Source organism: Klebsiella sp. CN_Kp104 (assembly GCF_040064515.1).
Taxonomy (GTDB): domain Bacteria; phylum Pseudomonadota; class Gammaproteobacteria; order Enterobacterales; family Enterobacteriaceae; genus Klebsiella; species Klebsiella aerogenes.
In genome coordinates, this window is the sequence record NZ_JBEAII010000002.1 from 609,512 (window position 1) to 632,541 (window position 23,030).

19 protein-coding genes are annotated in these 23,030 nt (G+C 53.3%); 12 read left to right on the forward strand and 7 right to left on the reverse strand.

The features are described from left to right. Window positions 1-6: 6 nt before the first annotated feature. Entirely contained in the window at window positions 7-804 is a 798-nt protein-coding gene (locus ABLU80_RS04930; RefSeq protein WP_015705530.1) for an IclR family transcriptional regulator C-terminal domain-containing protein, read from the forward strand. Window positions 805-806: 2 nt separating this feature from the next. Here the strand turns inward: ABLU80_RS04930 and ABLU80_RS04935 are convergent, their stop codons facing one another. Next, window positions 807-2,297 (reverse strand): MFS transporter, encoded by a 1,491-nt coding sequence (locus tag ABLU80_RS04935; RefSeq protein WP_348849778.1) that lies wholly within the window; start codon window positions 2,295-2,297, stop codon window positions 807-809. A gap of 121 nt (window positions 2,298-2,418) precedes the next feature. Here ABLU80_RS04935 and ABLU80_RS04940 point away from each other — a divergent pair, with 121 nt between their 5' ends. From ABLU80_RS04940 to narI, 6 genes are all read left to right on the forward strand, one after another. Beyond that, window positions 2,419-3,000, forward strand: coding sequence for a TetR family transcriptional regulator (locus ABLU80_RS04940; protein ID WP_015705532.1), 582 nt, complete (start codon window positions 2,419-2,421; stop codon window positions 2,998-3,000). Window positions 3,001-3,180: 180 nt separating this feature from the next. After that, on the forward strand, window positions 3,181-4,569 hold the full coding sequence (locus ABLU80_RS04945) for a NarK family nitrate/nitrite MFS transporter (protein WP_015705533.1): 1,389 nt from the start codon (window positions 3,181-3,183) through the stop codon (window positions 4,567-4,569). A 55-nt stretch (window positions 4,570-4,624) separates the two neighbouring features. Continuing rightward, window positions 4,625-8,365 carry a nitrate reductase subunit alpha gene (locus ABLU80_RS04950; protein ID WP_348849779.1) on the forward strand — a complete coding sequence of 1,247 codons (3,741 nt, stop codon included), beginning with the start codon at window positions 4,625-4,627 and terminating at the stop codon, window positions 8,363-8,365. Continuing rightward, entirely contained in the window at window positions 8,362-9,906 is a 1,545-nt protein-coding gene (gene narH, locus ABLU80_RS04955) for a nitrate reductase subunit beta (RefSeq protein WP_015366447.1), read from the forward strand. The genes ABLU80_RS04950 and narH overlap by 4 nt, the downstream gene beginning before the upstream one ends. Continuing rightward, the gene (narW, locus tag ABLU80_RS04960; RefSeq protein WP_015705535.1) at window positions 9,906-10,601 is read left to right on the forward strand and encodes a nitrate reductase molybdenum cofactor assembly chaperone; all 696 of its coding nucleotides are present in this window, start codon (window positions 9,906-9,908) and stop codon (window positions 10,599-10,601) included. Before narH ends, narW begins: the two co-directional genes overlap by 1 nt. Continuing rightward, a complete protein-coding gene (gene narI / locus ABLU80_RS04965) occupies window positions 10,598-11,278 on the forward strand; it encodes a respiratory nitrate reductase subunit gamma (RefSeq protein WP_015366445.1) in 681 nt (226 codons plus the stop codon). The genes narW and narI overlap by 4 nt, the downstream gene beginning before the upstream one ends. A gap of 169 nt (window positions 11,279-11,447) precedes the next feature. On the opposite strand, the gene nhoA is transcribed toward narI, so the two are convergent. Next, entirely contained in the window at window positions 11,448-12,293 is an 846-nt protein-coding gene (nhoA, locus tag ABLU80_RS04970; RefSeq protein WP_047080851.1) for an N-hydroxyarylamine O-acetyltransferase, read from the reverse strand. A 173-nt stretch (window positions 12,294-12,466) separates the two neighbouring features. Here nhoA and ABLU80_RS04975 point away from each other — a divergent pair, with 173 nt between their 5' ends. After that, window positions 12,467-13,051 carry a flavin reductase family protein gene (locus tag ABLU80_RS04975; protein ID WP_348849780.1) on the forward strand — a complete coding sequence of 195 codons (585 nt, stop codon included), beginning with the start codon at window positions 12,467-12,469 and terminating at the stop codon, window positions 13,049-13,051. A gap of 6 nt (window positions 13,052-13,057) precedes the next feature. Here ABLU80_RS04975 and ABLU80_RS04980 read toward each other — a convergent pair whose 3' ends face one another. Then, complete coding sequence (locus ABLU80_RS04980) at window positions 13,058-13,888, reverse strand: helix-turn-helix domain-containing protein (RefSeq protein WP_348849781.1); 831 nt, start codon at window positions 13,886-13,888, stop codon at window positions 13,058-13,060. Between the two features lie 204 nt (window positions 13,889-14,092). Here ABLU80_RS04980 and ABLU80_RS04985 point away from each other — a divergent pair, with 204 nt between their 5' ends. Genes ABLU80_RS04985 through ABLU80_RS04995 form a run of 3 tightly spaced genes read left to right on the forward strand, consistent with a single transcriptional unit; the run spans window position 14,093 to window position 18,719 of the window. Further along, complete coding sequence (locus ABLU80_RS04985; protein ID WP_213795926.1) at window positions 14,093-15,664, forward strand: sugar hydrolase; 1,572 nt, start codon at window positions 14,093-14,095, stop codon at window positions 15,662-15,664. Window positions 15,665-15,690: 26 nt separating this feature from the next. Further along, complete coding sequence (locus ABLU80_RS04990; RefSeq protein WP_063446732.1) at window positions 15,691-17,073, forward strand: glycoside-pentoside-hexuronide (GPH):cation symporter; 1,383 nt, start codon at window positions 15,691-15,693, stop codon at window positions 17,071-17,073. Between the two features lie 41 nt (window positions 17,074-17,114). Then, on the forward strand, window positions 17,115-18,719 hold the full coding sequence (locus ABLU80_RS04995; protein ID WP_063446731.1) for a carbohydrate porin: 1,605 nt from the start codon (window positions 17,115-17,117) through the stop codon (window positions 18,717-18,719). Window positions 18,720-18,763: 44 nt separating this feature from the next. Here ABLU80_RS04995 and ABLU80_RS05000 read toward each other — a convergent pair whose 3' ends face one another. Beyond that, a complete protein-coding gene (locus ABLU80_RS05000; protein WP_227513510.1) occupies window positions 18,764-19,363 on the reverse strand; it encodes a LuxR C-terminal-related transcriptional regulator in 600 nt (199 codons plus the stop codon). A gap of 8 nt (window positions 19,364-19,371) precedes the next feature. Beyond that, window positions 19,372-19,770 (reverse strand): winged helix-turn-helix domain-containing protein, encoded by a 399-nt coding sequence (locus tag ABLU80_RS05005; RefSeq protein ID WP_063446729.1) that lies wholly within the window; start codon window positions 19,768-19,770, stop codon window positions 19,372-19,374. A 471-nt stretch (window positions 19,771-20,241) separates the two neighbouring features. Between ABLU80_RS05005 and ABLU80_RS05010 the strand changes: the two genes are divergently transcribed. Further along, entirely contained in the window at window positions 20,242-22,062 is a 1,821-nt protein-coding gene (locus ABLU80_RS05010; protein ID WP_348849782.1) for a hypothetical protein, read from the forward strand. 54 nt (window positions 22,063-22,116) lie between these two features. On the opposite strand, the gene pptA is transcribed toward ABLU80_RS05010, so the two are convergent. Together pptA and ABLU80_RS05020 are read right to left on the reverse strand one after the other, a co-directional pair. Beyond that, window positions 22,117-22,344: a tautomerase PptA gene (gene pptA, locus ABLU80_RS05015; RefSeq protein ID WP_047080860.1), complete on the reverse strand. Its 228-nt coding sequence runs from the start codon at window positions 22,342-22,344 to the stop codon at window positions 22,117-22,119. Window positions 22,345-22,412: 68 nt separating this feature from the next. Next, the gene (locus ABLU80_RS05020) at window positions 22,413-23,030 is read right to left on the reverse strand and encodes a glutathione S-transferase (RefSeq protein ID WP_047080861.1); all 618 of its coding nucleotides are present in this window, start codon (window positions 23,028-23,030) and stop codon (window positions 22,413-22,415) included.

Here is a 23,030-nt window from a genome sequence, read left to right on the forward strand (position 1 = left end):
GATGCAATGAGCGACAATACCCACACTACGCTGAGCGCCAGGCAGGCCGAGCACGACCCCAATTTTATGCTGTCACTCGCCCGCGGGCTGGAGGTGCTCAATGCTTTTACTCCCCAGCGCCAGCGGCTGACCATTTCGCAGTTAAGTCAAAAAACGCAAATTTCCCGCGCGGCGGTGCGCCGCTGCCTGTATACCCTGGCGGCGCTGGGGATGGTGCACAGCCCGGACGGCCGCAGCTATGAACTTCTGCCGCGCGTGCTGGCAGTGGGCCACGCCTATCTGGCGGGAACCCCGCTGGCGAAGGTGGCGCAAACGGCGCTGGACAATCTTGGTAAGACGTTAGGTGAAAGCTGCTCCGCCGCCACGCTTGATGGCGACAACGTGCTGTACATTGCCCGCGCGGCGGTCAATAACTTACTGAGCGTCGATCTGGGGCGCGGCAGTCGCCTCCCGGCATGGACGACTTCAATGGGACGGGTATTGCTGAGCGCGCTGCCAGAAGAACAACTTGAAGTGACACTGTCACGCGCACATCTTATGCGCTACACCCCGCATACCCTGTGCGACCCCACGGCATTACGCGCGGAAATAGCTAAAGTTCGCATGCAGGGCTATGCGCTGGCGGACAGGCAAATTGAAGTTGGATTATGCTCGCTTGCGGTACCGCTGCTGTCGCGCAGCGGCCAGGTGGTGGCAGCGCTCAACGTTGGCGTCCCCGCCTCTTCGATGAGCGCCGCGGCGCTGAAGGAGAAAGCCCTCGCGCCGCTGCGTCGCGCGGCGATGGAGCTTTCTCTTCAGCTATGACATTACCGTGGCGCCGGCGTATTGGCCAGCCCGCGCCAGATCCCCAGCGCCAGCAACAACAGCAGAACGCCAGCCGTCGCCAGCGAAATGCTATGGGCGCTAATGAACGCGGTTTTCGCCGCCGCAATCAGTGAATCCGCCGGTATCGCGGGGAGCGATTGCGCCACCTTCATCGCCTCGCCGATGGACGATGAGGCCTGTACCGCTGCTTCACCGCTAATCCCGGCAGGCAGCTCAATCGCCGAACTGTAGCTACGGGTAAGGATCAGGCCGAACAGCGCAATTCCGAGCCCCGCGCCCAGTTCATAGGCCATGGTTTCAATCGCTCCTGCCGCGGAGGCCTTTTCTTTCGGTGCCGCCGCCATGATCGCCGACGTTGACGCCAGCAGCGCGCTGGCGGCGCTAAAGCCCAGCAGCGTCATTAACCCCCACGCCTGCCACTGTTGGGTGCTGAAGTCGGTCATCGACAGCCCCAGGAAACTCAACGCGCTCAGCAACATACCGCCGGTCGCCACCTGCCGCAGCCCCAGTTTAGATACCAGCATTCCGGCAATCGGCCCGCTAAAGCCGCTGGCGACCATCACCGGTAGCATAAACAGCCCGGCCTCGAACGGTGTTTTCTGATGCACAAACTGCAGCTCCTGCGCCATCAGCAATTCAAAACCGACCAGCGTAATGAGCGCGGTCATCGCCATCATCACCCCGCTCAAAATAATGCGGTGGGTGAAGAGACGCATATCCACCATCGGCGTCGGCATCGACAGCTGCTTGCGGACAAACCAGGTCAACATGGCCGCGCCGCCGATAGCCACCAGCACAATCAGCCACAGCGCCAGCTGCCCCTTTAACGCTGACTTAGCGCTAAATACCAGCATCAGAATGGCCGCAATCAGGATCAGCGCCTGCGGCAGATTCAGCGGCTGCTCGCGGCGTGCGGGCTGGCGTGGAACGACCTTAGCGTTGATGGCGATGACCAGCAGCACGATTGGCACGTTGATCAGGAACACCGATCCCCAATAGAAGTGTTCCAGCAGCATGCCGCCCACCAGCGGGCCAAATGCCGCACCGCCGGAGCCCACGGCGGCCCATAATCCCAGCGCCATGTTACGCTGGCTGGCTTCGGCGAAAGTGCTGCGGATCCCGGCAAGCGTCGCCGGCACAATCATCGCCGCGCCAACCGCCAGCAGCGCCCGGGAGATAATCAGCGTTATCGCCGACGGCGACAGCGCGGCGCACAGCGAAGCGATGCCAAAAATGGCGCTACCGAGCAGCAACAGGCGCTTAAAGCCGATTTTATCGCCTAATGCGCCCATCGGCAGCACCATACCGGCCATCACCAACGAATAGATATCAATGATCCACAGTAGCTCATTGCCGCTGGTGCCAAGCGCGACGCTGAGCGTCGGGGCGGCCACATGCAGCACCGTTGCGTCAATCGCCACCGGGATATAAACCAGCAAAATCGCCATCAGCGTTAACCATTGCCGAGACATACTTCTTTTCCTCAATTTATCAAATTGGACACGCGTCCAGGATTGCGATCCTGCCGGATTGTTGAACGTCTGTCCAACTTTTTGTTACCATCATCCCATCACCTCTTGGTTACGGGTCGCTATGCACTATTTAAATCGGGAAGCGCGTCGGGAAGTTATCATGCAGGCCGCCATGCGAGTGGCGCTAAATGGCGGCTTCAGCGCCATGACCGTGCGCCAGATAGCCAGCGACGCCGGCGTCGCAGCAGGTCAGTTACATCATCATTTTGCCTCGACCGGCGAGCTAAAAGCGCAGGCCTTTATCCGCTTGATCCGCGAAATGCTCGATATTCAGCTGCTAACCGATGACGCCTCCTGGAGCGAACGCCTGTTTTCATTACTTGGCAGCGAAGATGGCCGTCTCGAACCCTATATCCGCCTGTGGCGGGAAGCGCAGATTTTGTCCGGTAGCGATGAGGAAATTAAGGCCGCATATCTGCTTACCATGAGCATGTGGCATGATGAAACGGTCACGGCGATTAACCGCGGCGCCGAAGCCGGTGAATTTCAGCCGCAGGATACGGCTGACAATATCGCCTGGCGTCTGATTGCTCTGGTTTGCGGGCTGGATGGCATTTACGCGCTGGGGATGCAAGCGATTGACGACGCGGCATTTATCCGTTACTTAAAACATTATATCGCGCTGGAACTCCCTCAGGTTTAATTTACATTTAGTAACAATTGACCACCCTTCATTGTCGGCGTGAATTCTTTCACGCCTCGATTCTTATCTATCCTCAAACAATACAATTATTAAAAACAGCTGAAGCTTAATTCCAGCCTGCATAGTTTCAGCTGTTTTTTTATTTATCCTTTTGATCTCGTACGCTTTAGTGAGGGTGTTATGTCGATAGAAGGTGATAAAAAGAATCATTATCTTTTAAAAGATTGGCGACCAGAAAATGAAGCCTTCTGGGAAAATAAAGGAAAAGCGATTGCGCGCAGGAACTTATGGATTTCCGTATTTTGTCTGTTACTCGCCTTCTGCGTCTGGATGTTATTTAGCGCAGTTGCGGTCAATCTCAATAAAGTGGGTTTTAATTTCACTACTGACCAGCTGTTTTTATTAACGGCGCTACCTTCGCTTTCCGGCGCAATATTACGCGTACCCTACTCCTTTATGGTACCTATTATGGGTGGGCGCTACTGGACGGTTATTAGCACGATTATTCTGGTGATTCCCTGTTTATGGCTGGGTTTGGCAGTACAAAATACAACTACCCCGTACTGGGTATTTATCGCAATTTCGTTACTCTGCGGCTTTGCCGGCGCCAACTTCGCCTCCAGTATGGGCAACATCAGCTTCTTCTTCCCCAAGGCCAAACAAGGCAGCGCATTAGGGATTAACGGCGGGCTCGGCAATCTCGGGGTCAGCGTGATGCAACTGGTCTCTCCTATTTTTGTCTTCCTGCCGATTTTTACCTTTCTGGGCGTTCGCGGCGTAGAGCAACCTGGCGGCGCCATGCTGTGGCTTGGCAACTCACCGCTGCTGTGGGTGCCGTTACTGGTTATCGCCACCGTTTTCGCGTGGTTCGGCATGAACGATATTGCCAGTTCCAAAGCTTCGATTCGCGATCAGCTACCGGTGTTGAAACGCCCGCATATGTGGCTGCTAAGTCTGTTGTATCTGGCCACCTTCGGCTCGTTTATTGGCTTCTCCGCCGGCTTCGCGATGCTGGCGAAAACCCAGTTTCCGGATGTCGATATCCTGAAACTGGCCTTCTTCGGCCCGTTTATCGGCGCGCTGGCGCGCTCCTTCGGCGGTATCATTTCCGACCGTCTGGGCGGCGTACGGGTGACGCTGGTCAACTTCATTCTGATGGCGGTCTTTACCGGGCTGCTTTTCCTCACCCTGCCGGGCTCCGGTTCCGGCAGCTTCTTCGCCTTCTACGTGGTGTTTATGGGCCTGTTCTTAACCGCCGGGCTTGGTAGCGGTTCCACTTTCCAGATGATCGCCGTGATCTTCCGTCAGCTCACCATTGATAGCGTGAAAAAGCGCGGCGGCAGCGACGAACAGGCCCAGCATGAAGCGGTGACCGATACCGCCGCCGCGCTCGGTTTCATCGCCGCAATTGGCGCCATCGGCGGCTTCTTTATTCCAAAAGCCTTCGGTACCTCGCTGGCCATGACCGGCTCGCCGGTGGGCGCGATGAAAGTCTTTTTTGTCTTCTATGTGGTTTGCGTGCTGGTGACCTGGCTGGTCTATGGCCGCCGTAAACCAGCACAACCATAACGACCTATTTACCGGATGGCACGATGCCGGACATTAGCGGAGCAGGAGAAATGTCATGAGTAAATTACTGGATCGCTTTCGCTACTTTAAGCAGAAACGCGAGACCTTTGCCAACGGCCACGGTCAGGTCTACGACAATAACCGTGACTGGGAAGATAGCTACCGGCAACGCTGGCAATTCGACAAAATTGTCCGCTCCACGCACGGTGTGAACTGTACCGGCTCCTGTAGCTGGAAAATTTATGTCAAAAACGGTCTGGTCACCTGGGAAACCCAGCAGACCGATTATCCGCGCACCCGACCGGACCTGCCAAATCACGAACCGCGCGGCTGTCCGCGCGGCGCCAGCTACTCCTGGTATCTCTACAGCGCCAACCGCCTGAAGTACCCGCTGGCGCGCAAACGGCTGATTGAGCTGTGGCGCGAAGCACTTACACAGCATCCCGACCCGGTACAGGCCTGGGATAGCATCATGCAGGACCCGCTGAAAACCCGCAGCTACAAACAAATCCGCGGTAAAGGCGGCTTTGTTCGCTCCAGTTGGAAAGAGTTAAATCAACTGATCGCCGCAGCCAATGTCTGGACCATCAAAAACTACGGTCCGGATCGCGTCGCAGGCTTTTCGCCGATCCCAGCGATGTCGATGGTTTCCTACGCCGCGGGTACCCGCTATTTATCATTGATCGGCGGCACCTGCCTGAGCTTTTATGACTGGTACTGCGATTTACCCCCCGCCTCGCCGATGACCTGGGGCGAACAGACCGACGTGCCGGAATCCGCCGACTGGTATAACTCCAGCTACATTATTGCCTGGGGTTCAAACGTCCCGCAGACCCGAACCCCGGACGCCCACTTCTTCACCGAAGTGCGCTACAAGGGCACCAAAACCATCGCCATTACTCCGGATTATTCGGAAGTCGCCAAGCTCTGCGACCAGTGGCTGGCGCCGAAGCAAGGTACCGACAGCGCGCTGGCGATGGCGATGGGCCACGTGATCCTCAAAACCTTCCACCTCGATAACCCAAGCGATTACTTTCTCAACTACTGCCGTACCTATACCGATATGCCGATGCTGGTAATGCTCGACCGTCGTGACGACGGCAGCTATGCGCCTGGCCGTATGCTGCGCGCCGCCGACCTGCTTGACGGGCTGGGAGAAAGTAATAACCCGGAATGGAAAACCGTCGCCTATAACGCCGAAGGCGAGCTGGTCGCGCCGAACGGCTCCATCGGCTTTCGTTGGGGCGAAAAAGGCAAATGGAATCTCGAACAACAGGCTAACGGCCGGGATGTCGAATTAAAATTGTCGCTGCTGGATATGCACGATAGCGTGGTGTCGGTCGGTTTCCCCTACTTCGGCGGCAACGAAAACCCGCATTTCCGCAGCGTGAAGCAGGAGCCGGTAACGCTTCATCAGCTGCCAGCTAAACAGCTACCGTTGGCCAATGGTGAGAGCGCTTTGGTGGTGAGCGTGTATGACCTGGTGCTGGCTAACTACGGTCTGGATCGCGGTCTTGACGACGCCAATGCCGCGCGCGACTTCGCGGATGTCAAAGCCTATACCCCGGCATGGGCCGAGCAGATCACCGGCGTGCCGCGTCAACATATCGAACAAATCGCCCGCGAGTTCGCCGATACGGCGCATAAAACCCATGGCCGTTCGATGATTATCCTCGGCGCCGGTGTGAACCACTGGTACCACATGGATATGAACTACCGCGGGATGATCAACATGCTGGTGTTCTGCGGCTGCGTCGGCCAGAGCGGCGGCGGCTGGTCGCACTATGTCGGCCAGGAGAAACTGCGCCCGCAGACCGGCTGGCTGCCGCTGGCGTTCGCGCTGGACTGGACTCGTCCGCCGCGGCAGATGAACAGTACCTCTTATTTCTACAACCACGCCAGCCAATGGCGCTACGAAAAACTGACCGCTCAGGAGCTGCTGTCGCCGCTGGCCGACGCCAGCAAATTCAGCGGCCATATGATCGACTTTAACGTTCGCGCCGAACGCATGGGATGGCTGCCCTCCGCGCCGCAGCTTAATGTTAACCCGCTGAGCATCAGGCAGCAGGCCGACGCTGCCGGGCTGTCCCCGACCGATTTCACCGTCCAGTCGTTAAAAGCAGGCGATATTCGCTTTGCCGCCGAGCAGCCGGATAGCGGCAACAACCACCCGCGCAACCTGTTTATCTGGCGTTCTAACCTGCTGGGATCGTCCGGTAAGGGCCATGAGTACATGCTCAAGTACCTGCTCGGTACCGATAACGGTATTCAGGGCGAGGAGTTTGGCTCCACCGCTGACGTGAAGCCAGAGGAAGTCGAGTGGCAGACCGCGGCGATAGAGGGCAAACTTGATCTACTGGTGACCCTCGATTTTCGCATGTCCAGTACCTGCCTGTTCTCCGATATCGTCCTGCCGACCGCCACCTGGTATGAAAAAGACGATATGAACACCTCAGACATGCACCCGTTTATCCACCCCCTTTCCGCCGCCGTCGACCCGGCCTGGGAGGCGAAAAGCGACTGGGAAATCTACAAGGACATCGCCAAAAGTTTCTCTGAAGTGTGCGTCGGCCACCTTGATAAAGAGACCGATGTGGTACTGGTACCGCTGCAGCATGACTCTCCGGCGGAGCTGTCACAGCCGTTCGATGTCCTCGACTGGCGCAAGGGCGAATGCGATCTCATTCCAGGCAAAACCGCGCCGTCAATTGCGCTGGTTGAACGTGACTACCCGGCCACTTGGGAACGCTTCACCTCGCTGGGGCCGTTACTCGATAAGCTCGGCAACGGCGGTAAAGGCATTTCGTGGAATACGCAAAGCGAGGTCGACTTCCTCGGCAAACTTAACTACGTCAAGCCAGACGGTCCGGCCAAAGGCCGTCCGCGTATCGACAGCGCTATCGACGCCAGTGAAGTCATCTTAAGCCTGGCGCCGGAAACCAACGGCCAGGTGGCGGTGAAAGCCTGGCAAGCGCTGGGAGAATTTACCGGCCGCGACCACACTCATCTGGCGCTGAATAAAGAGGATGAGAAAATCCGCTTCCGCGATATTCAGGCGCAGCCGCGCAAGATCATCTCCAGCCCAACGTGGTCTGGTCTGGAAAGCGAACATGTCTCCTATAATGCCGGTTATACCAACGTTCACGAACTGATCCCGTGGCGTACCCTCTCCGGGCGGCAACAGCTGTATCAGGATCATCCCTGGATGCGCGCCTTCGGCGAAAGTCTGGTGGCCTATCGCCCACCGATCGATACGCGCAGCGTCAGCCAGATGAAGGACGTGCCACCAAACGGCTTCCCGGAAAAAGCGCTGAACTTCCTGACCCCGCATCAGAAATGGGGTATCCACTCGACCTATAGCGAAAACCTGCTGATGCTGACGTTGTCGCGCGGCGGGCCCATCGTCTGGCTAAGCGAAACCGACGCAAAAGAACTGGGGATTGAAGATAACGACTGGATCGAAGCCTTCAACGCCAACGGCGCCCTCACCGCGCGTGCGGTGGTGAGCCAGCGCGTGCCGCCGGGCATGACCATGATGTATCACGCTCAGGAACGCATTATGAACATTCCTGGTTCGGAGGTGACCGGTCGCCGGGGCGGCATCCACAACTCCGTCACCCGCGTCTGTCCTAAACCCACGCATATGATTGGCGGCTATGCCCAACTGGCTTACGGCTTTAACTACTACGGCACCGTCGGCTCCAACCGCGACGAGTTCATTATGATCCGCAAAATGAAAAATATTGACTGGCTGGATGGCGAAGGTCGTGACCAGGTACAGGAGGCGAAGAAATGAAAATACGTTCACAAGTCGGAATGGTGCTGAATCTGGATAAATGCATCGGATGCCATACCTGCTCCGTCACCTGTAAAAACGTCTGGAGCAGCCGCGAAGGGATGGAATATGCGTGGTTCAACAACGTGGAAACCAAGCCAGGTATTGGTTACCCCAAAAACTGGGAAGATCAGGACGAGTGGCAAGGCGGCTGGATCCGCGGTATCAGCGGCAAGCTCACTCCGCGCCTGGGCAACCGCGTCAGCGTGTTGTCGAAGATTTTCGCCAACCCGGTGCTGCCGCAGATTGACGATTATTACGAACCCTTTACCTACGATTATCAGCACCTGCACAACGCGCCGGAGGGCAAATACTTGCCTACCGCCCGCCCGCGTTCGCTGATTAGCGGCGAACGGATGGATAAGATCACCTGGGGGCCAAACTGGGAGGAACTGCTCGGCGGCGAGTTTGAAAAACGCGCCAAAGACCGTAACTTCGAAGCGATGCAAAAAGAGATGTACGGCCAGTTTGAAAACACCTTCATGATGTATCTGCCGCGTCTTTGCGAACATTGCCTCAATCCGAGCTGCGTAGCGACCTGCCCAAGCGGCGCCATCTACAAGCGCGAAGAAGACGGTATCGTGCTGATCGACCAGGATAAATGCCGCGGCTGGCGAATGTGCATCAGCGGTTGTCCGTACAAAAAAATCTACTTTAACTGGAAGAGCGGAAAATCGGAAAAATGCATCTTCTGCTATCCGCGTATTGAGTCCGGGCAACCGACAGTCTGTTCAGAAACCTGCGTTGGCCGCATCCGCTACCTTGGCGTGCTGCTGTACGACGCGGACCGTATCGAAGAAGCGGCCAGCACTGAACATGAAACCGACCTCTACGAGCGCCAGTGTGATGTGTTCCTTAACCCCAACGATCCGGCGGTCATCGAAGAGGCGTTGAAACAGGGTATTCCACATAACGTGATCGACGCCGCGCAGAAATCACCGGTGTATAAACTGGCGATGGACTGGAAGCTGGCGCTGCCGCTGCACCCGGAATACCGCACCTTACCGATGGTCTGGTACGTGCCGCCGCTGTCGCCGATTCAGTCGGTCGCCGACGCTGGCGGCCTGCCGAGTAACGGTAACATCCTGCCGGCGGTAGAAAGCCTGCGTATACCGGTACAGTATCTGGCGAACCTGCTGAGCGCCGGTGATACCGGCCCGGTCTTGCGCGCGTTAAAACGCATGATGGCGATGCGCCATTACAAACGTTCGCAAACCGTCGAAGGCGTGACCGATACCCGTGCGATTGAAGAAGTGGGCCTCAGCGTCGAACAGGTGGAAGAGATGTATCGCTACCTGGCGATCGCCAATTATGAAGACCGCTTCGTGATCCCCACCAGCCACCGCGAACTGGCGGAGGACGCCTTCCCTGAACGCAACGGCTGCGGTTTTACCTTCGGCGATGGTTGCCATGGTTCTGATACTAAATTCAACCTGTTCAACAGTCGTCGCATCGACGCTATTGACGTCGGGGACGTTCGTCGACATGGGGAGGGAGAGTAATGCGGATCCTCAAAGTCATTGCTCTGTTGCTGGAGTATCCCGACGACGCGCTGTGGGATAACCGCGAGGAGGCGCTGGCGCTGGTCAGCGCCGATGCGCCTGCCCTGACGCCGTTTGTTAGGCGATTACTGGCGGCGCCGCTGCTCGACCGCCAGGCCGAATGGTGTGAGGTATTTGAACGCGGTCGCGCCACCTCGCTGTTGCTGTTTGAACACGTTCACGCCGAATCACGCGATCGCGGCCAGGCGATGGTCGATCTGATGAACCAGTATGAACAGGCGGGCCTGCAGATCGATTGTCGCGAACTGCCGGACCACCTGCCTTTATATCTTGAATACCTCAGCATTCTCCCATTAGCCGATGCCCGTGAAGGACTGCAGAACGTCGCGCCTATTCTGGCGTTGCTCGGTGGACGCTTAAAGCAGCGCGAATGCGATTACTATCAACTCTTTGACACCCTTCTTGCGCTGGCGGATAGCCCACTTAATAGTGACAGTGTCACCAGGCAGGTAGCGAGTGAGAAGCGTGACGACACCCGCCAGGCGCTGGATGCGGTGTGGGAAGAGGAACAGGTGAAGTTTATTGAAGATAATGCAACCGCTTGCGATAGCTCGCCAATGCAAGCTTATCAACGACGCTTTAGCCAGGATGTGGCGCCGCAGTACGTCGACATCCGCGCCGGAGGCCCGAAATGATACAGTACTTAAACGTCTTCTTTTACGATATCTACCCTTATCTCTGCGGCACCGTGTTCCTGGTGGGCAGTTGGCTGCGCTATGACTACGGGCAGTATACCTGGCGCGCGTCATCCAGCCAGATGCTCGATAAACGGGGCATGGTGCTGTGGTCGAACTTATTCCATATCGGCATCCTCGGCATTTTCTTCGGCCACTTCTTCGGGATGCTGACGCCGCACTGGGTCTATTCATGGTTCCTGCCGATGTCGCAGAAACAGGTAATGGCGATGGTGCTGGGCGGTGTCTGCGGCGTACTGACTCTGGTCGGCGGTATTGGCCTGCTGGCGCGCCGCCTGACCAACCCGCGCATTCGCGCCACCTCCACCACTGCGGATATCCTGATCCTGTGCATTCTGCTGATTCAGTGCGCGCTGGGGCTGACGACCATCCCGTTCTCCGCCCAGCATCCGGACGGCAGCGAAATGCTGAAACTGGTGGATTGGGCGCAGGCGGTAGTCACCTTCCACGGCGGCGCATCGGCGCATCTGGACGGCGTCGCGTGGGTGTATCGCGTCCATCTGGTGCTGGGAATGACTATCTTCCTTATCTTCCCGTTCACCCGGCTGGTTCACGTCTGGAGCGCGCCGATAGAGTATTTCACCCGCCGCTACCAGGTGGTGCGCTCCCGGCGCTGAGCGCTGGCGGCCCCAGCCATGCCCGTTTACCAATAGCCCGGACGAGGCGCCTGCGCCGACTCCGGGTCATATTCATCAGCCCCGGCTCCAGCCTTTATGCCGGATGGCGGCTACGCCTTATCCGGCCTACAACGGCGAAACTGCGCTTTCTTCGCCGTCGTCATCAGCGTTACTTCCCGGCTTCCGGATGGGTATCGAACGCCGCCATCACTGCTGCCAGCGCGGCTTCGCTGAAGCCGTGCTTCGGGTCATCTACACCAAGTCCGAAGCGGGTTTGCAGCGTTTCATAAAGCGCCGACACGTCCGCAAGATCCACCTTCTCCACTACATGGTTATTTTCCCAGTGGGTAAAATGGAAATTGGTGAGCGTCATTTTTCCGCCGTCCGGCAGATGACGACACATCAGCAGATGATGGCGGAAATGGGACTGCGGCCAGTGCGCCGACCAGAAGTTACCCATCACATAATCAGAGGCATATTGTCGCCCCAGATCGAAATGGTACATCGACTGCCAGTGTTCATGATGATTAAACTGCAGCGTCCACTCATCGCCTTCATGCACCAGGCGGTAAACACCATGCGGCGTATGCTGCGGAATATCGGCCAGCAGCTTAATCGGCGCGGTCAGGGTTTGCCCCCCAAAGCCGACATCAGCAATCCAGCGTTCGCCTTCGACCTCCACCAGAAGCAAGCGATGGGTGCGCGGCGGCATCTGCGGCGGATTCGCCAGCACCACGCGGCCCAACAGGCTGCGAACCGAGAAACCGATCTCGCTTAGCGCCCGCTGCAACAGCCCGTTCTGTTCAAAGCAGTAGCCGCCGCGGCGGGCGGTGATTAACTTCTCTTCCAGCGCCCGATCGTCAAGGTGGATTTCACGCGGTAGCAGAACGTCCAGGTTTTCAAACGGGATCGAGCTATTATGATGGCTATGCAATTCTCGCAGGGTGTCAATGGAAACATCGGGGGTTCCCGTCCAGGCCAGACGAGTAAAATACGCGCTTAAAAATGGGGTCATCAACGCCTCCAGCTTTTGGTGTCCGACATTTATAGCCTATTTTTTCCCCGCGACGGTGTATTTTGTGCGATCGCGCCAGCTGATATCTGATTTACATAGCCGTTGATGTATTGATTACCTTTGTATTGTGAATAAACTACTTACAGGCATTCGCCACTCACCAAGGAACGCTTATGAGCCGTTTTCGCCACGTCGAACTCCAGTACGCCAGCCGCCTGCTCAACCACGGCCCGACCATTATGATCACCAGTTATGATGCGCAGTCAGGACGGCGTAACGTGATGTCCGCCGCCTGGTCGATGCCGGTTGAGTTTGCCCCGCCGCGAGTGGCTATTGTGGTGGATAAAAGCACCTGGACGCGGGAGATCATTGAGCGTAACGGCGCCTTTGGCATTGTGGTGCCGGGCGTGGCCGCCGCCAGTTGGGTCTATGCAGTCGGCAGCGTGAGCGGGCGTGATGAAGATAAGTTCAATGCTTACGGAATCCCGGTGGTGAATGGGCCCGAACTGGGGCTACCGTTAATTGAAGAGAAATGCCTGGCGTGGATGGAATGCCGTCTGCTACCCGCCACCGCGGCACAAGAGCAATACGATACGCTGTTTGGCGAAGTGGTTGCCGCCGCGGCCGATGAACGAGCCTTCGTCAGCGGGCGCTGGCAGTTTGATGATGACAAACTCAACACTATTCACCACCTCGGTACCGGCAATTTTGTCGCCAGCGGCCGTCACGTGCAGGCGAATACGCCAGAAGCAAAATAAGGTCTCTTACGACACATGGCGTTGGCGGCGGCGGTCATCGCTAGGGGTCATGCCAAAGACCCTTTTATAAAGTGTCGTGAAGTGATTGCTATTGGCAAAACCGCATAAAAAGGCGATTTCCGTGATCGTCATTTCCGTTTCCCGTAGTTTCACTCGCGCGGATACCAGGCGCAGACGTTTGACATAATTATCGGGCGTTAATCCAGTCGCCTCTTTAATATGGCGAAAAGCAGTACGCGCCGTCAGGTGAAACTGCTCAGCCAGTTGCGGCCAGTTGTGTTCCTCAAAGCAATGCTCCTGTAGCCAGGTCAGCAGCTTATGGAGTTTGTATTTAGTGGTGCTATATTCGGCTTCACTTTCCGCACGTTGAATAAGCATAATTAGCTGAAAAAAATCCGCCTCGCGAAAAGCATTATTTTTAGATTCCTGGAAGTCATCACTACATATTTTTTCAATCAATAATTTGCACTGCTGGCGGATTTCAGGCGACAACCATCCGTAGCACGAGGCGTCGGTAGCGGCAAAGATTTGCAATAACGGCGAAAGTTCGCGCAAATAGACAAAATCCACCTGCGGGTTAATTAATAAATTAATTAACTTAAGCGTCCCAAGCTCATCATAATAATGCGTATCGCCAGGAGAAACATAAAAGACATCGCCCTGCTGAATATACAAAGGCCGCCCATTAATAACGTGGAGTCCGTGACCTTGCTCAACGATCACTAACTCTGCAAATTCATGATCATGCTCGCGGTTATTATCTTCCGGGTCGCTGGCGTAGATAGCCAGTTTAGCAAGTGGGTTGCTGAAATAAGAGTCAACGGTCAACGTCATCATCAGTTAATATCCAATACGGCGAGGCAGTAGGTAGCACGATAATGCATTTCCAAAGCCGCTACCGGCAAGATTTATCAAATTGTGATCGCCAACCGTCCCATCCCACTGTCATTGCCAGGATGGTCATTGCGTTGGCATTGCCAGAGTGGTTGCGACTGACATCGGCATCTTATGCTGCGAGTCCCCTAACTTTGAGGACGCAGTATGTCACAAGCCATGCAACACAACGCCCAAGTCGCGATGACCCGCCATCAGCAGTTTTTACGCACCGCGGAGTCGCTTAAACCCGTACTGCATTGCGAATACCGCGAACCGCAGGCCATTATCGAGACTCAGGCCGATGCCAGTGCGCCCTTTGGCTGGCGGGCAGTACCGCTCTGCACCCCACAACAATTTTACCAGCGTGAACTCACCAGCGGCGACAGCGTTATCGTGGATTTCGGCAATCACTTTGTTGGCTATCTTGAGCTGGCATGTTTAAGCGTCGGCAGCCCTCCCGATGCCCCAGCGCACCTACATTTTATCTTCGGCGAAACGCTGAGCGAGGTGTGTGAATCCTTTGATGAATATCAGGGCTGGCTCAGCAGCAGCTGGTTGCAGCAGCAGGATTTGTGGATTGATGAACTTCCTGGAGAAGTCAGACTGCCGCGACGCTATTGCTTTCGTTATCTCAAAGTGGAGGTCAAGGCGGTTTCCAGAAAATTTAATCTGTGTTTCACCCGACTGCGCATCCATGCCGTCAGTTCGGCCCACTGTGTTTGCCCCCCATCAACTACCCAAGATCCACGTTTACAGCTTATCGACCAGACTGCCGTACTGACGCTGAAGAATTGTATGCAAGACGTGTTCGAAGATGGGCCCAAGCGCGACCGTCGTCTGTGGCTTGGCGATCTACGCCTGCAGGCGCTGGTTAACGATGTCACGTTCGCGAATCACTCGTTGGTTCGCCGTTGTTTGTATCTTTTTGCTGGCCATACCCGACAAGACGGTATGGTTTCCGCCAATATTTTCGTTCAGCCGCAAGTCATAGCCGACGATACCTTTCTATTTGATTATTCTCTGCTCTTTGTTGATACGCTGTTCAACTATCTCCACAGCACCGGCGACGTAACCACAGCGCAAGAGCTCTGGCCTACCGCCAGAAAACAAATCGAGTTGGCGCTGGCACGCTGCGATGAACAGCATTTGGTTCGCGATAGCGATGACTGGTGGGTATTTATCGACTGGCAAGAGACGCTGAACAAGCAGACTTCGGCCCAGGGCGTCTTAATTTACTGCCTGCAGCGCGCCGTCTTGCTCGCTGGGCAATTTCAGCCCGAACTGGTAGCTGGCTATCAGATGCATCTGCAGCAACTAAAGTCGGCTGCGTTGGCCTGTTTATGGGACGAAGCGCAAGGATATTTCATTAGCGGCGCGCAGCGTCAGGTATCCTGGGCATCACAAATCTGGATGGTGCTAGCCGAAGTCGGCAGTTGTGCGCAACGAGAAACGCTTATGCACCATCTGCTTTCCTCCCCGCCGTCTGTCGCCATCAACACCCCCTATCTGCGCCATCATTTTGTCTCCGCTCTGCTGCTATGTGGGCTACGCGCTGAAGCCATTAACGAAATCAAAGCCTACTGGGGCGCGATGATAGATTACGGCGCGGATACCTTCTGGGAAGTGTTTGATCCTGACAACCCTCAGTTTTCACCTTACGGCAGCAAGCTGATTAATAGCTACTGTCACGCGTGGAGCTGCACCCCGGCCTGGTTTATCCGCCGATTTGGTCTTTAATAACAACGAAATACGAGCATAATTTTATGGCAAATAATATGTTTTCTCTTTGGCGGCAACGCCTGGGTTACGGCATCGCCGATCTCTCCTGCAATCTGGTGTGGCAGCTTATCTCTCTGTACCTGATGTTCTTCTACACCGATGTAATGAACTTGCCAGCCTGGTACGTCGGCGTGATGTTCCTTGTGACGCGTCTGGTGGATGGCGTTGCCGATGTACTGATGGGACTGGTCATCGACAACACCGCAACCCGCTGGGGCCGCTGCCGTCCCTACCTGCTGATTGGCGCCATGCCGTTCGGTTTGTTATGTATCCTTGCGTTTTACGTGCCCGACTTCTCCACTACCGGCAAATTGGTTTACGCCTTTATCACCTATCTGTGCCTGTCGTTTCTTTACACGCTGGTCAATATTCCGTTTTGCGCGATGCTGCCGTTTTTGACAAATGATTCCCAGGAGCGCACCACGCTCTCTGCTGTGCGAATCTTACTTGGTTCGTTGGGGGCGACCATTGTAGCCGTCGCCACGCTGCCGCTTGTCAGCACTCTCGGTCAGGGCGATCAGGCACGCGGTTTTTTCTATACAGCAGTGATTTTCGGCGTGATTGCCACTTTTTTTCTACTGGTCAGTTTCCGCAATGTCAAAGAAACAATCAGCGTCAGCCAAGAAAAAATGACCTTGAAACGCGCCTGGGTCAGCCTGCGCGCCAACCGTCCGTGGTGGGTTTTCGCGATTAACATTTTCCTGATGTGGGGCGCGTTTTTTTTCCAGACAGGTGCACTGGTTTACTTCTTCCATTACTACGTCGGCAATAACAGTCTGACATCCATCGTCGCCGGTATTTCGACATTCGTGCCGCTGCTGGGGACATTGACAGTACCGCTGCTCGCCAGTCGGCTAAAAAAACGCCATGTCTATCTGATTGCCAGTGCTATCAATCTCATTGGCATGATCGTGATGATGGCGGCAGGGGTAAATAGCTGGGGTTTGGTTACGGGTGCGGTGATCCTCTCGCTCGGCGCTGGACAACGCACGGCTATTTACTTCTCGATGCAAGCGGATCCGGTGGATTATGGCGTCTGGAAAACGGGAATTAATACCGCTGGGATCCTCACCTCAATCAATGGTTTTCTTGGCAAAGTGTCCATGGCCGGCGCAGGCGCGGTTACCGGCGCACTGCTCTCTTCCGGCGGCTATATCGCCAATCAGGCGCAAAGCGAAACAGCCATGCTGGCTATCAAGTCCTGCTACCTCTATATCCCTGCGCTACTCATCCTCGCCTCAATGTTGTGGATTGGTCGTTTTTATCGGCTTGACGATCATTACGAGCAGATACGCGCGGACCTCGATGCCGGGCGCTATGCGGCACCCGATATTCATTCAGCAGACGGAGCACGTCAGGCGATTTAAGTTCGTCTCCCCTTTTACCTCTGAAACTGACAAGGATAAGTATGCGACTCTCTTTGATTAGCGCAGCGGTTTGCTGCGCCCTTTTTTCGGCCTCCGACACTTTGGCCGCGCCGCTCACCATCGAGCAGCGACTCGCACAACTGGAGGCTCGACTGAACCATGCGGAACAACAGGCGGCCGAAGCAAACCGCCGTGCGCAGCAGGCCGAGCAGCGAACCACCGTCGCGGAACAACGCGCCCGCGACGCCGAAAAACAGATCCAAACCCTAAGTAAGCGTACGGATGCCGGCGAACAAAAACAGCAGCAGCTCAGTAATCAACTGGCCAAATCCACCGACGATAACGGTTTTGAATTTAATGCCTACGCCCGTTCCGGAATGCTGGTGAACAGCCACGGCAAAGGCGCGCGCGGCGGACCCGGTATTTCTCCGGCCAGTTCGCTTAACGGCGACGCTCACGTCGGTCGTCTGGGCAATGAGAAAGACAACTACGTCGAACTGAGCTTTGGCAAGAAAATGACCTTTGGCGACGGTTCATGGGCGCATTTCAAAACCATGCTCGCCGATGGCGCCACTAACCCGGACCCGTGGGTGCAGGATAACGATAGCCACCATCTGAATGTACGTCAGCTGTACGTCGAGATGGGGGATTTTGCCGACTTTAGCGGGCCATTTAACCAGGCATCAATTTGGGCCGGGAAACGCTTTGACCGCGATAACTTCGATATTCACTTTACCGATAGCGACATCATGTTCCTCGGCGGGACCGGAGGCGGAATCAATGATGTGCGCTGGAGTCAGCATCTTCGCGGCGATTATTCGCTCTACGCGCGTAATTTTGGCGATTTGGGTAGCGATAACGATGAAGATAACGATATTCAGAACCTGATGTTCACCGCCAACCATTTCTGGCAAAACTGGCAGTTAATGACCACAGTAATGACCGCGCAGGGTAATGACACACTAAAAGACAACACCTCAACAACCGGCAGTTATGCGCTACGTAGCGACAACACCGCCAGGAATGGCTATTACGCGATGTTGGCTTATCACGATAAACAGCAGTTCTACGGCCTTGTGCCCGGCATCTCGGAAAGCGCACTGCAGTACGGTGGGGGTTTAGGCGCAGAAGCACGCCAGCCGGGCAGCGACGGCGATCTTACCGAAAATGCGAAATCTCTGCGTTTTGCTTCTTACGGCATTTTGCCGCTCGGTAAAAACTGGCAAATAGCGCCATCGGTCATCGCGCAACACAGCGAAAACCGTTATCGTGACGGCGACCGCTACGACTGGGCTACTTTTAACCTGCGCCTTTCCCAAGGGCTCACCCGCAACTTTGCCCTGCTGTATGAAGCCTCGTGGCAATATATGGATTTGAATCCTAATGGCCGAACCTATCGCTATAACAACAATGTTTATCAGTATCAGGCCGTCAGCGGCGACTTCTACAAACTCACCTTCGCGCCCACATTTAAAGTCGGCGACATTTTCGATATTAAAGCCCGCCCGGAGATCCGTTTCTTCGCAACATGGATGAACTGGGACAAAACGTTGGATCGCTACGCTATTAACGATGATTTTGGTAGTTCCGGTTTTACCGCCGGCGGCAACTGGAATTTTGGCATACAGACAGAAATCTGGTTTTGAAAGTATATCGTGATGACGGCCTTCACGCCGTCATCCTTATTCACTTATGTCCAACACAGATAATATGAAAGTGGGCTTATCATAAAGCGATGAAAGTTGTTTCCACCCCGGATGCCAAAGTTGCCTTTTATTTTATCCAAATGCGCATATATTGTTTTAACCCTTAATCCTAAATCTCTGGCAATGCCTGTGATCGGCATTCCAGCAGCAACTCTATCGATAATCATCATCTCTCTCTCGCTCAGGGGAACACCCTCCTTTGCTTTAATGATGCTAAAGTCTGGTTTACCGTCATGACGATACAATTTCGTGTGTGACAGTGCATGTAATAACTGCTGTACATTTCCTATTGATTCACGACAGCTTACCCATAATATGTTCCCACGATAATACAACCGACCGGACCGAATGTTTCTGGAACTACTCACGCCCAAAATGAGCCCTGGAAATAAATTTGATAATTCGTATAAGTGTTTGTAATCGCGATAACTATGCAACGGAAGAATGATAATGTCCGCGTTGTCCATAGCAACGTTACGGCTAGCAGCGCCAACGTTAAAAAATTTGTCTACCCCCGCACAGACTTGTTGCAAACAACATTCAACACCCAAACGAAACCAGATATCTTTACTATTAATTATCACTTTCAATTTTATAATCCTGGCACGCGTTCAGAATGATTGTTTTTTATAGAGTAAATCCCTGTAACATAACAGCTATTTATAGAATAACCTTGTGATTTCACCCTTAAAATAACATCATTTGCAATACCGATATCTTTAAGGATACGGCGTAAATTCTGCATTACTTGCCATAAACGTTGTGAGGATGGTCTTAGATTATTTGCCTCCCAGACATGCACCATTAACTCTTCATCACTTACAATGCGTTCCCGACCATGTTCGAAAAGGTATTCGATTAAACAGGCCATTGTCTTACGTAGGCGAATGTTTTTACGGATACCACTTACAGTAGCTATTTCTCGGTATTTCAAGAAGTAAAAAACATCCTCCCCTATTTGGTAACCAAGTAATGCACTACCTATTATCATTCATCTCTCCATGATAAAAATCATCATTGCTATGGCAGGTTACATGTCTGCATGACAATCGACAAAATAATTTTAACCACCACAACAATCAAAAGATAAATCTACAAATCAAGACAAAGTTAGTCATATATTCTAAATCACAGAGGCAATACAGAAGCCAATGGTGGTTAGGATTATTCTTAAACATTCAGGTCATTCATAAAATGAAGTGATTTAATATAAATTGCCCAGTTAAAAAATCAACATTTATTGATCCAGATCAATAAAATTATTCCATAATGAGAAACGAAAACTGCATCAAACCCTCAATTGATCAAAAACACGCTGAACATCGCATTATCACGTGTTGCGATCGAACCAGTTAAGTCAAGTTCTACTTATGCCTATAATCGCTCCATACTCCATTTGCAAACTTGATAATAATGTGGGATGTTTCAGATAGTAAATATTATCTAACTTAACGGATTAAGAATGAAATTTACCCCCTGCTGTATCCCACTCCTTATACTTACGCATTCTGCCATAGCTGAGACGCGCAATCTCACCCTGGATTGGCATTTCGCAAAGGATGGCGATAAAACAGAGTATTTACTGGATTGGCCTTTAATAACTTCTAAAAATGGAACTGCATTTACCATACGAGATACTAATGGTAATCTCCATTTACAAGCGACCCTTAAAGATCCGCATAAAAAAGAGCTGTTTACCACGGACAATGTGATTGGTAAATATCGCTACTATTATCCGAGCGGTAAATTAAAAAAAACAGGTCAATGGAATGATAGCGGGAGATCTGTTGGTCTTGAAACGAATTATTATTTAAACGGTCAACCAAAAGACGTGAAGCGTTATCTGGCTGATGGAACCTATATCAGCGAGAAAGGTTTTTATGAAAATGGTCAGGTAAGCTATGAGTGGTTTAACTTCGATGGCACACATTACAAAGAATATAAGCGTTATTCACCAGACGGCAAGTTAACTGAGCGAATGTATAATAAAAAGCATAACTCCGATATCAAAGAAGTCATTGAAAGTTATGACAGTCGACAAAAGCTAGAGTCGAGGACTGAAAAATACGGAACCAACCCACAAGTTAAAATGACTTATAACGCCGAGGGTAAACTGACCGGAAAAATAACCTATCACCCCTCTACCGGCATAGAAAAACAGGAGTCTTTTGATGAACAAGGAAATTTAACCGACCTCTCTCAGCGCAATATTGATGATGGATACCACGCAGAAGGCCTGCAAATCAGGACCCTTGATGGTGAGACGACGTGGTCACACTACAAAAATGGTGTTTTAGAAGGCGAATATAAAACCATCAAAAATGGGAAAGTCATATCCAGTAGAGTTTTCCAAAAAGGGAAGCCAGTAGGCACAGGCCTGCGCCATAACGAAACAACAGGCAATATTGATTTTGTCGAATATGATAATAATGGGAAATACGTCACATCATATTATGTTACCCCGGACTACATTCGTTATGATAAAGATGGGATGCCACAGACACACTTCCCTTTCGATTATAGCGAAAGAAAATTACCACCGGTCGATACAATATGGGAATACACTCTTAACGGCAAAACCAGCAATCGGTTAAAATTGACTGCGGTAAAAAACGACATCGCCACTTACCAATTCGATAATACCATCATGAAAGAAAGTATTCGTGACTATGCGTTTTTCAAAGCAGACAACAACACGCCTTCCCGAGGTATACTTTCATTCCCTTTAACGCCAGGGAAGAGTTGGCGTGAAAATATAAAGAGCGTGGTAAAAGCGCCAGTTGGTAACAAAGATCAGTGGCAATATACCTACACAGCGGAAACCTTTTCGCTGGTTGCTGGTGTAGCAAAAATCACCGTGGCAGCAGGTACTTTTGACACTCTGGTCATTGAAAAAACCAGCCACTGGACCAAGTCAAATCCAGAATGGATTTCTCACTCAACGTCCAAAATGAGATGCGTAACCAGCGATTGCGAGATTTCCGGGGCGACAAAAGAGATCTTTTGGTACGCCCCTGCCGCCGCACGCGTAATATTAAAATCGGCGCAAACAGGTAGCAAAGCGAGTTATCTTCCAGGTGATAGCGATTACCTACTGACCAGTGGACAAAAAACGGTGATGACCGAGTTAATCGGCTTTGGTATGTTGCCGGAAAATTTCATTCCGCCGGAAAAGGCGAGATATGCTCACCCACTCCCACCCTATGCGCTGAGCTTAGGGTTTCCCCTGCTGCCGAATGATAGCTGGGAGTATATGATGATCAATAACCTCAAGTTTGAATAAACCAGGTAACCCCCTCCGGGTCGGTTATTTTTGCCGCGACCCGGAGAGGAAATATTACATACTATAGCCCGGTTTTTTGATGAGATGATCCATCTGCGGCGCGATTTCATTATCCCATACCTGCTGCCAGTCGCTCTGCTGCACCTGATTGAGCGCAACGCTAACTGAACTGTCTTTTGTACTAAGATGGCGGATCAGAACTTCAGTGATTTCCGCAGCCAGCGCATTTTTTTGCTCTTCGCTCAGTTCACGGGGAAAACATTTAATATCAACATGTGGCATAGCAGGCTCCTTATTATTGGGAATTTAAAACTATCACAGGTTTCCTGATGCAAGTCACAATTAGTGCTTTAAAGAAGATTGTTGTCACGCAGTACCTGCTGCAGCTCCGTACGGCGATAAACCGCCTGCGCCACGGCGGCAAACTTTGGCGTATGCGCCGTGAACCACTCTCGGCGCGGCCCCCAACTGTACATCGCGGCAATATAGCAATCCAACAGCGTGATATCCCCGCCCAAGGCGTAAGGCGCGGCTGCCAGCTGTTGTTCCAGCCATAGATACAGTGATTTGCGGTATTGCTGACAGCTCTCACGCAGTTCGTCAGGCGCTGAGGCTGTCCAGCGCTCGGGATAATCGGCATAGGTGAAGGTAGGATAAACGTTTGCCACCAGCCAGATCAGCAAACGTTGAAACTGCCGGCGCTGTGGCGTACCGGCTGGCGGCGCCAGATCCGGGCGCTCGTCGAGGATCATCAGCGCTATCGCCGCCGACTCCGTCATTACGCTGCCATCAGCCAGCAGCAAAGTGGGCACCTGACACAGCGGGTTGATCGCCAGCAGTTTCTCTCGCTGCGCGCCTGGCTGGTCAAAGCCATCGACATTGATAAATTGATAAGGTATATTGGCCAACGTTAGCATCATCTCGCTTATCGCCGAGCCCCACCCCGGCACGCCATACAATTTCATCAT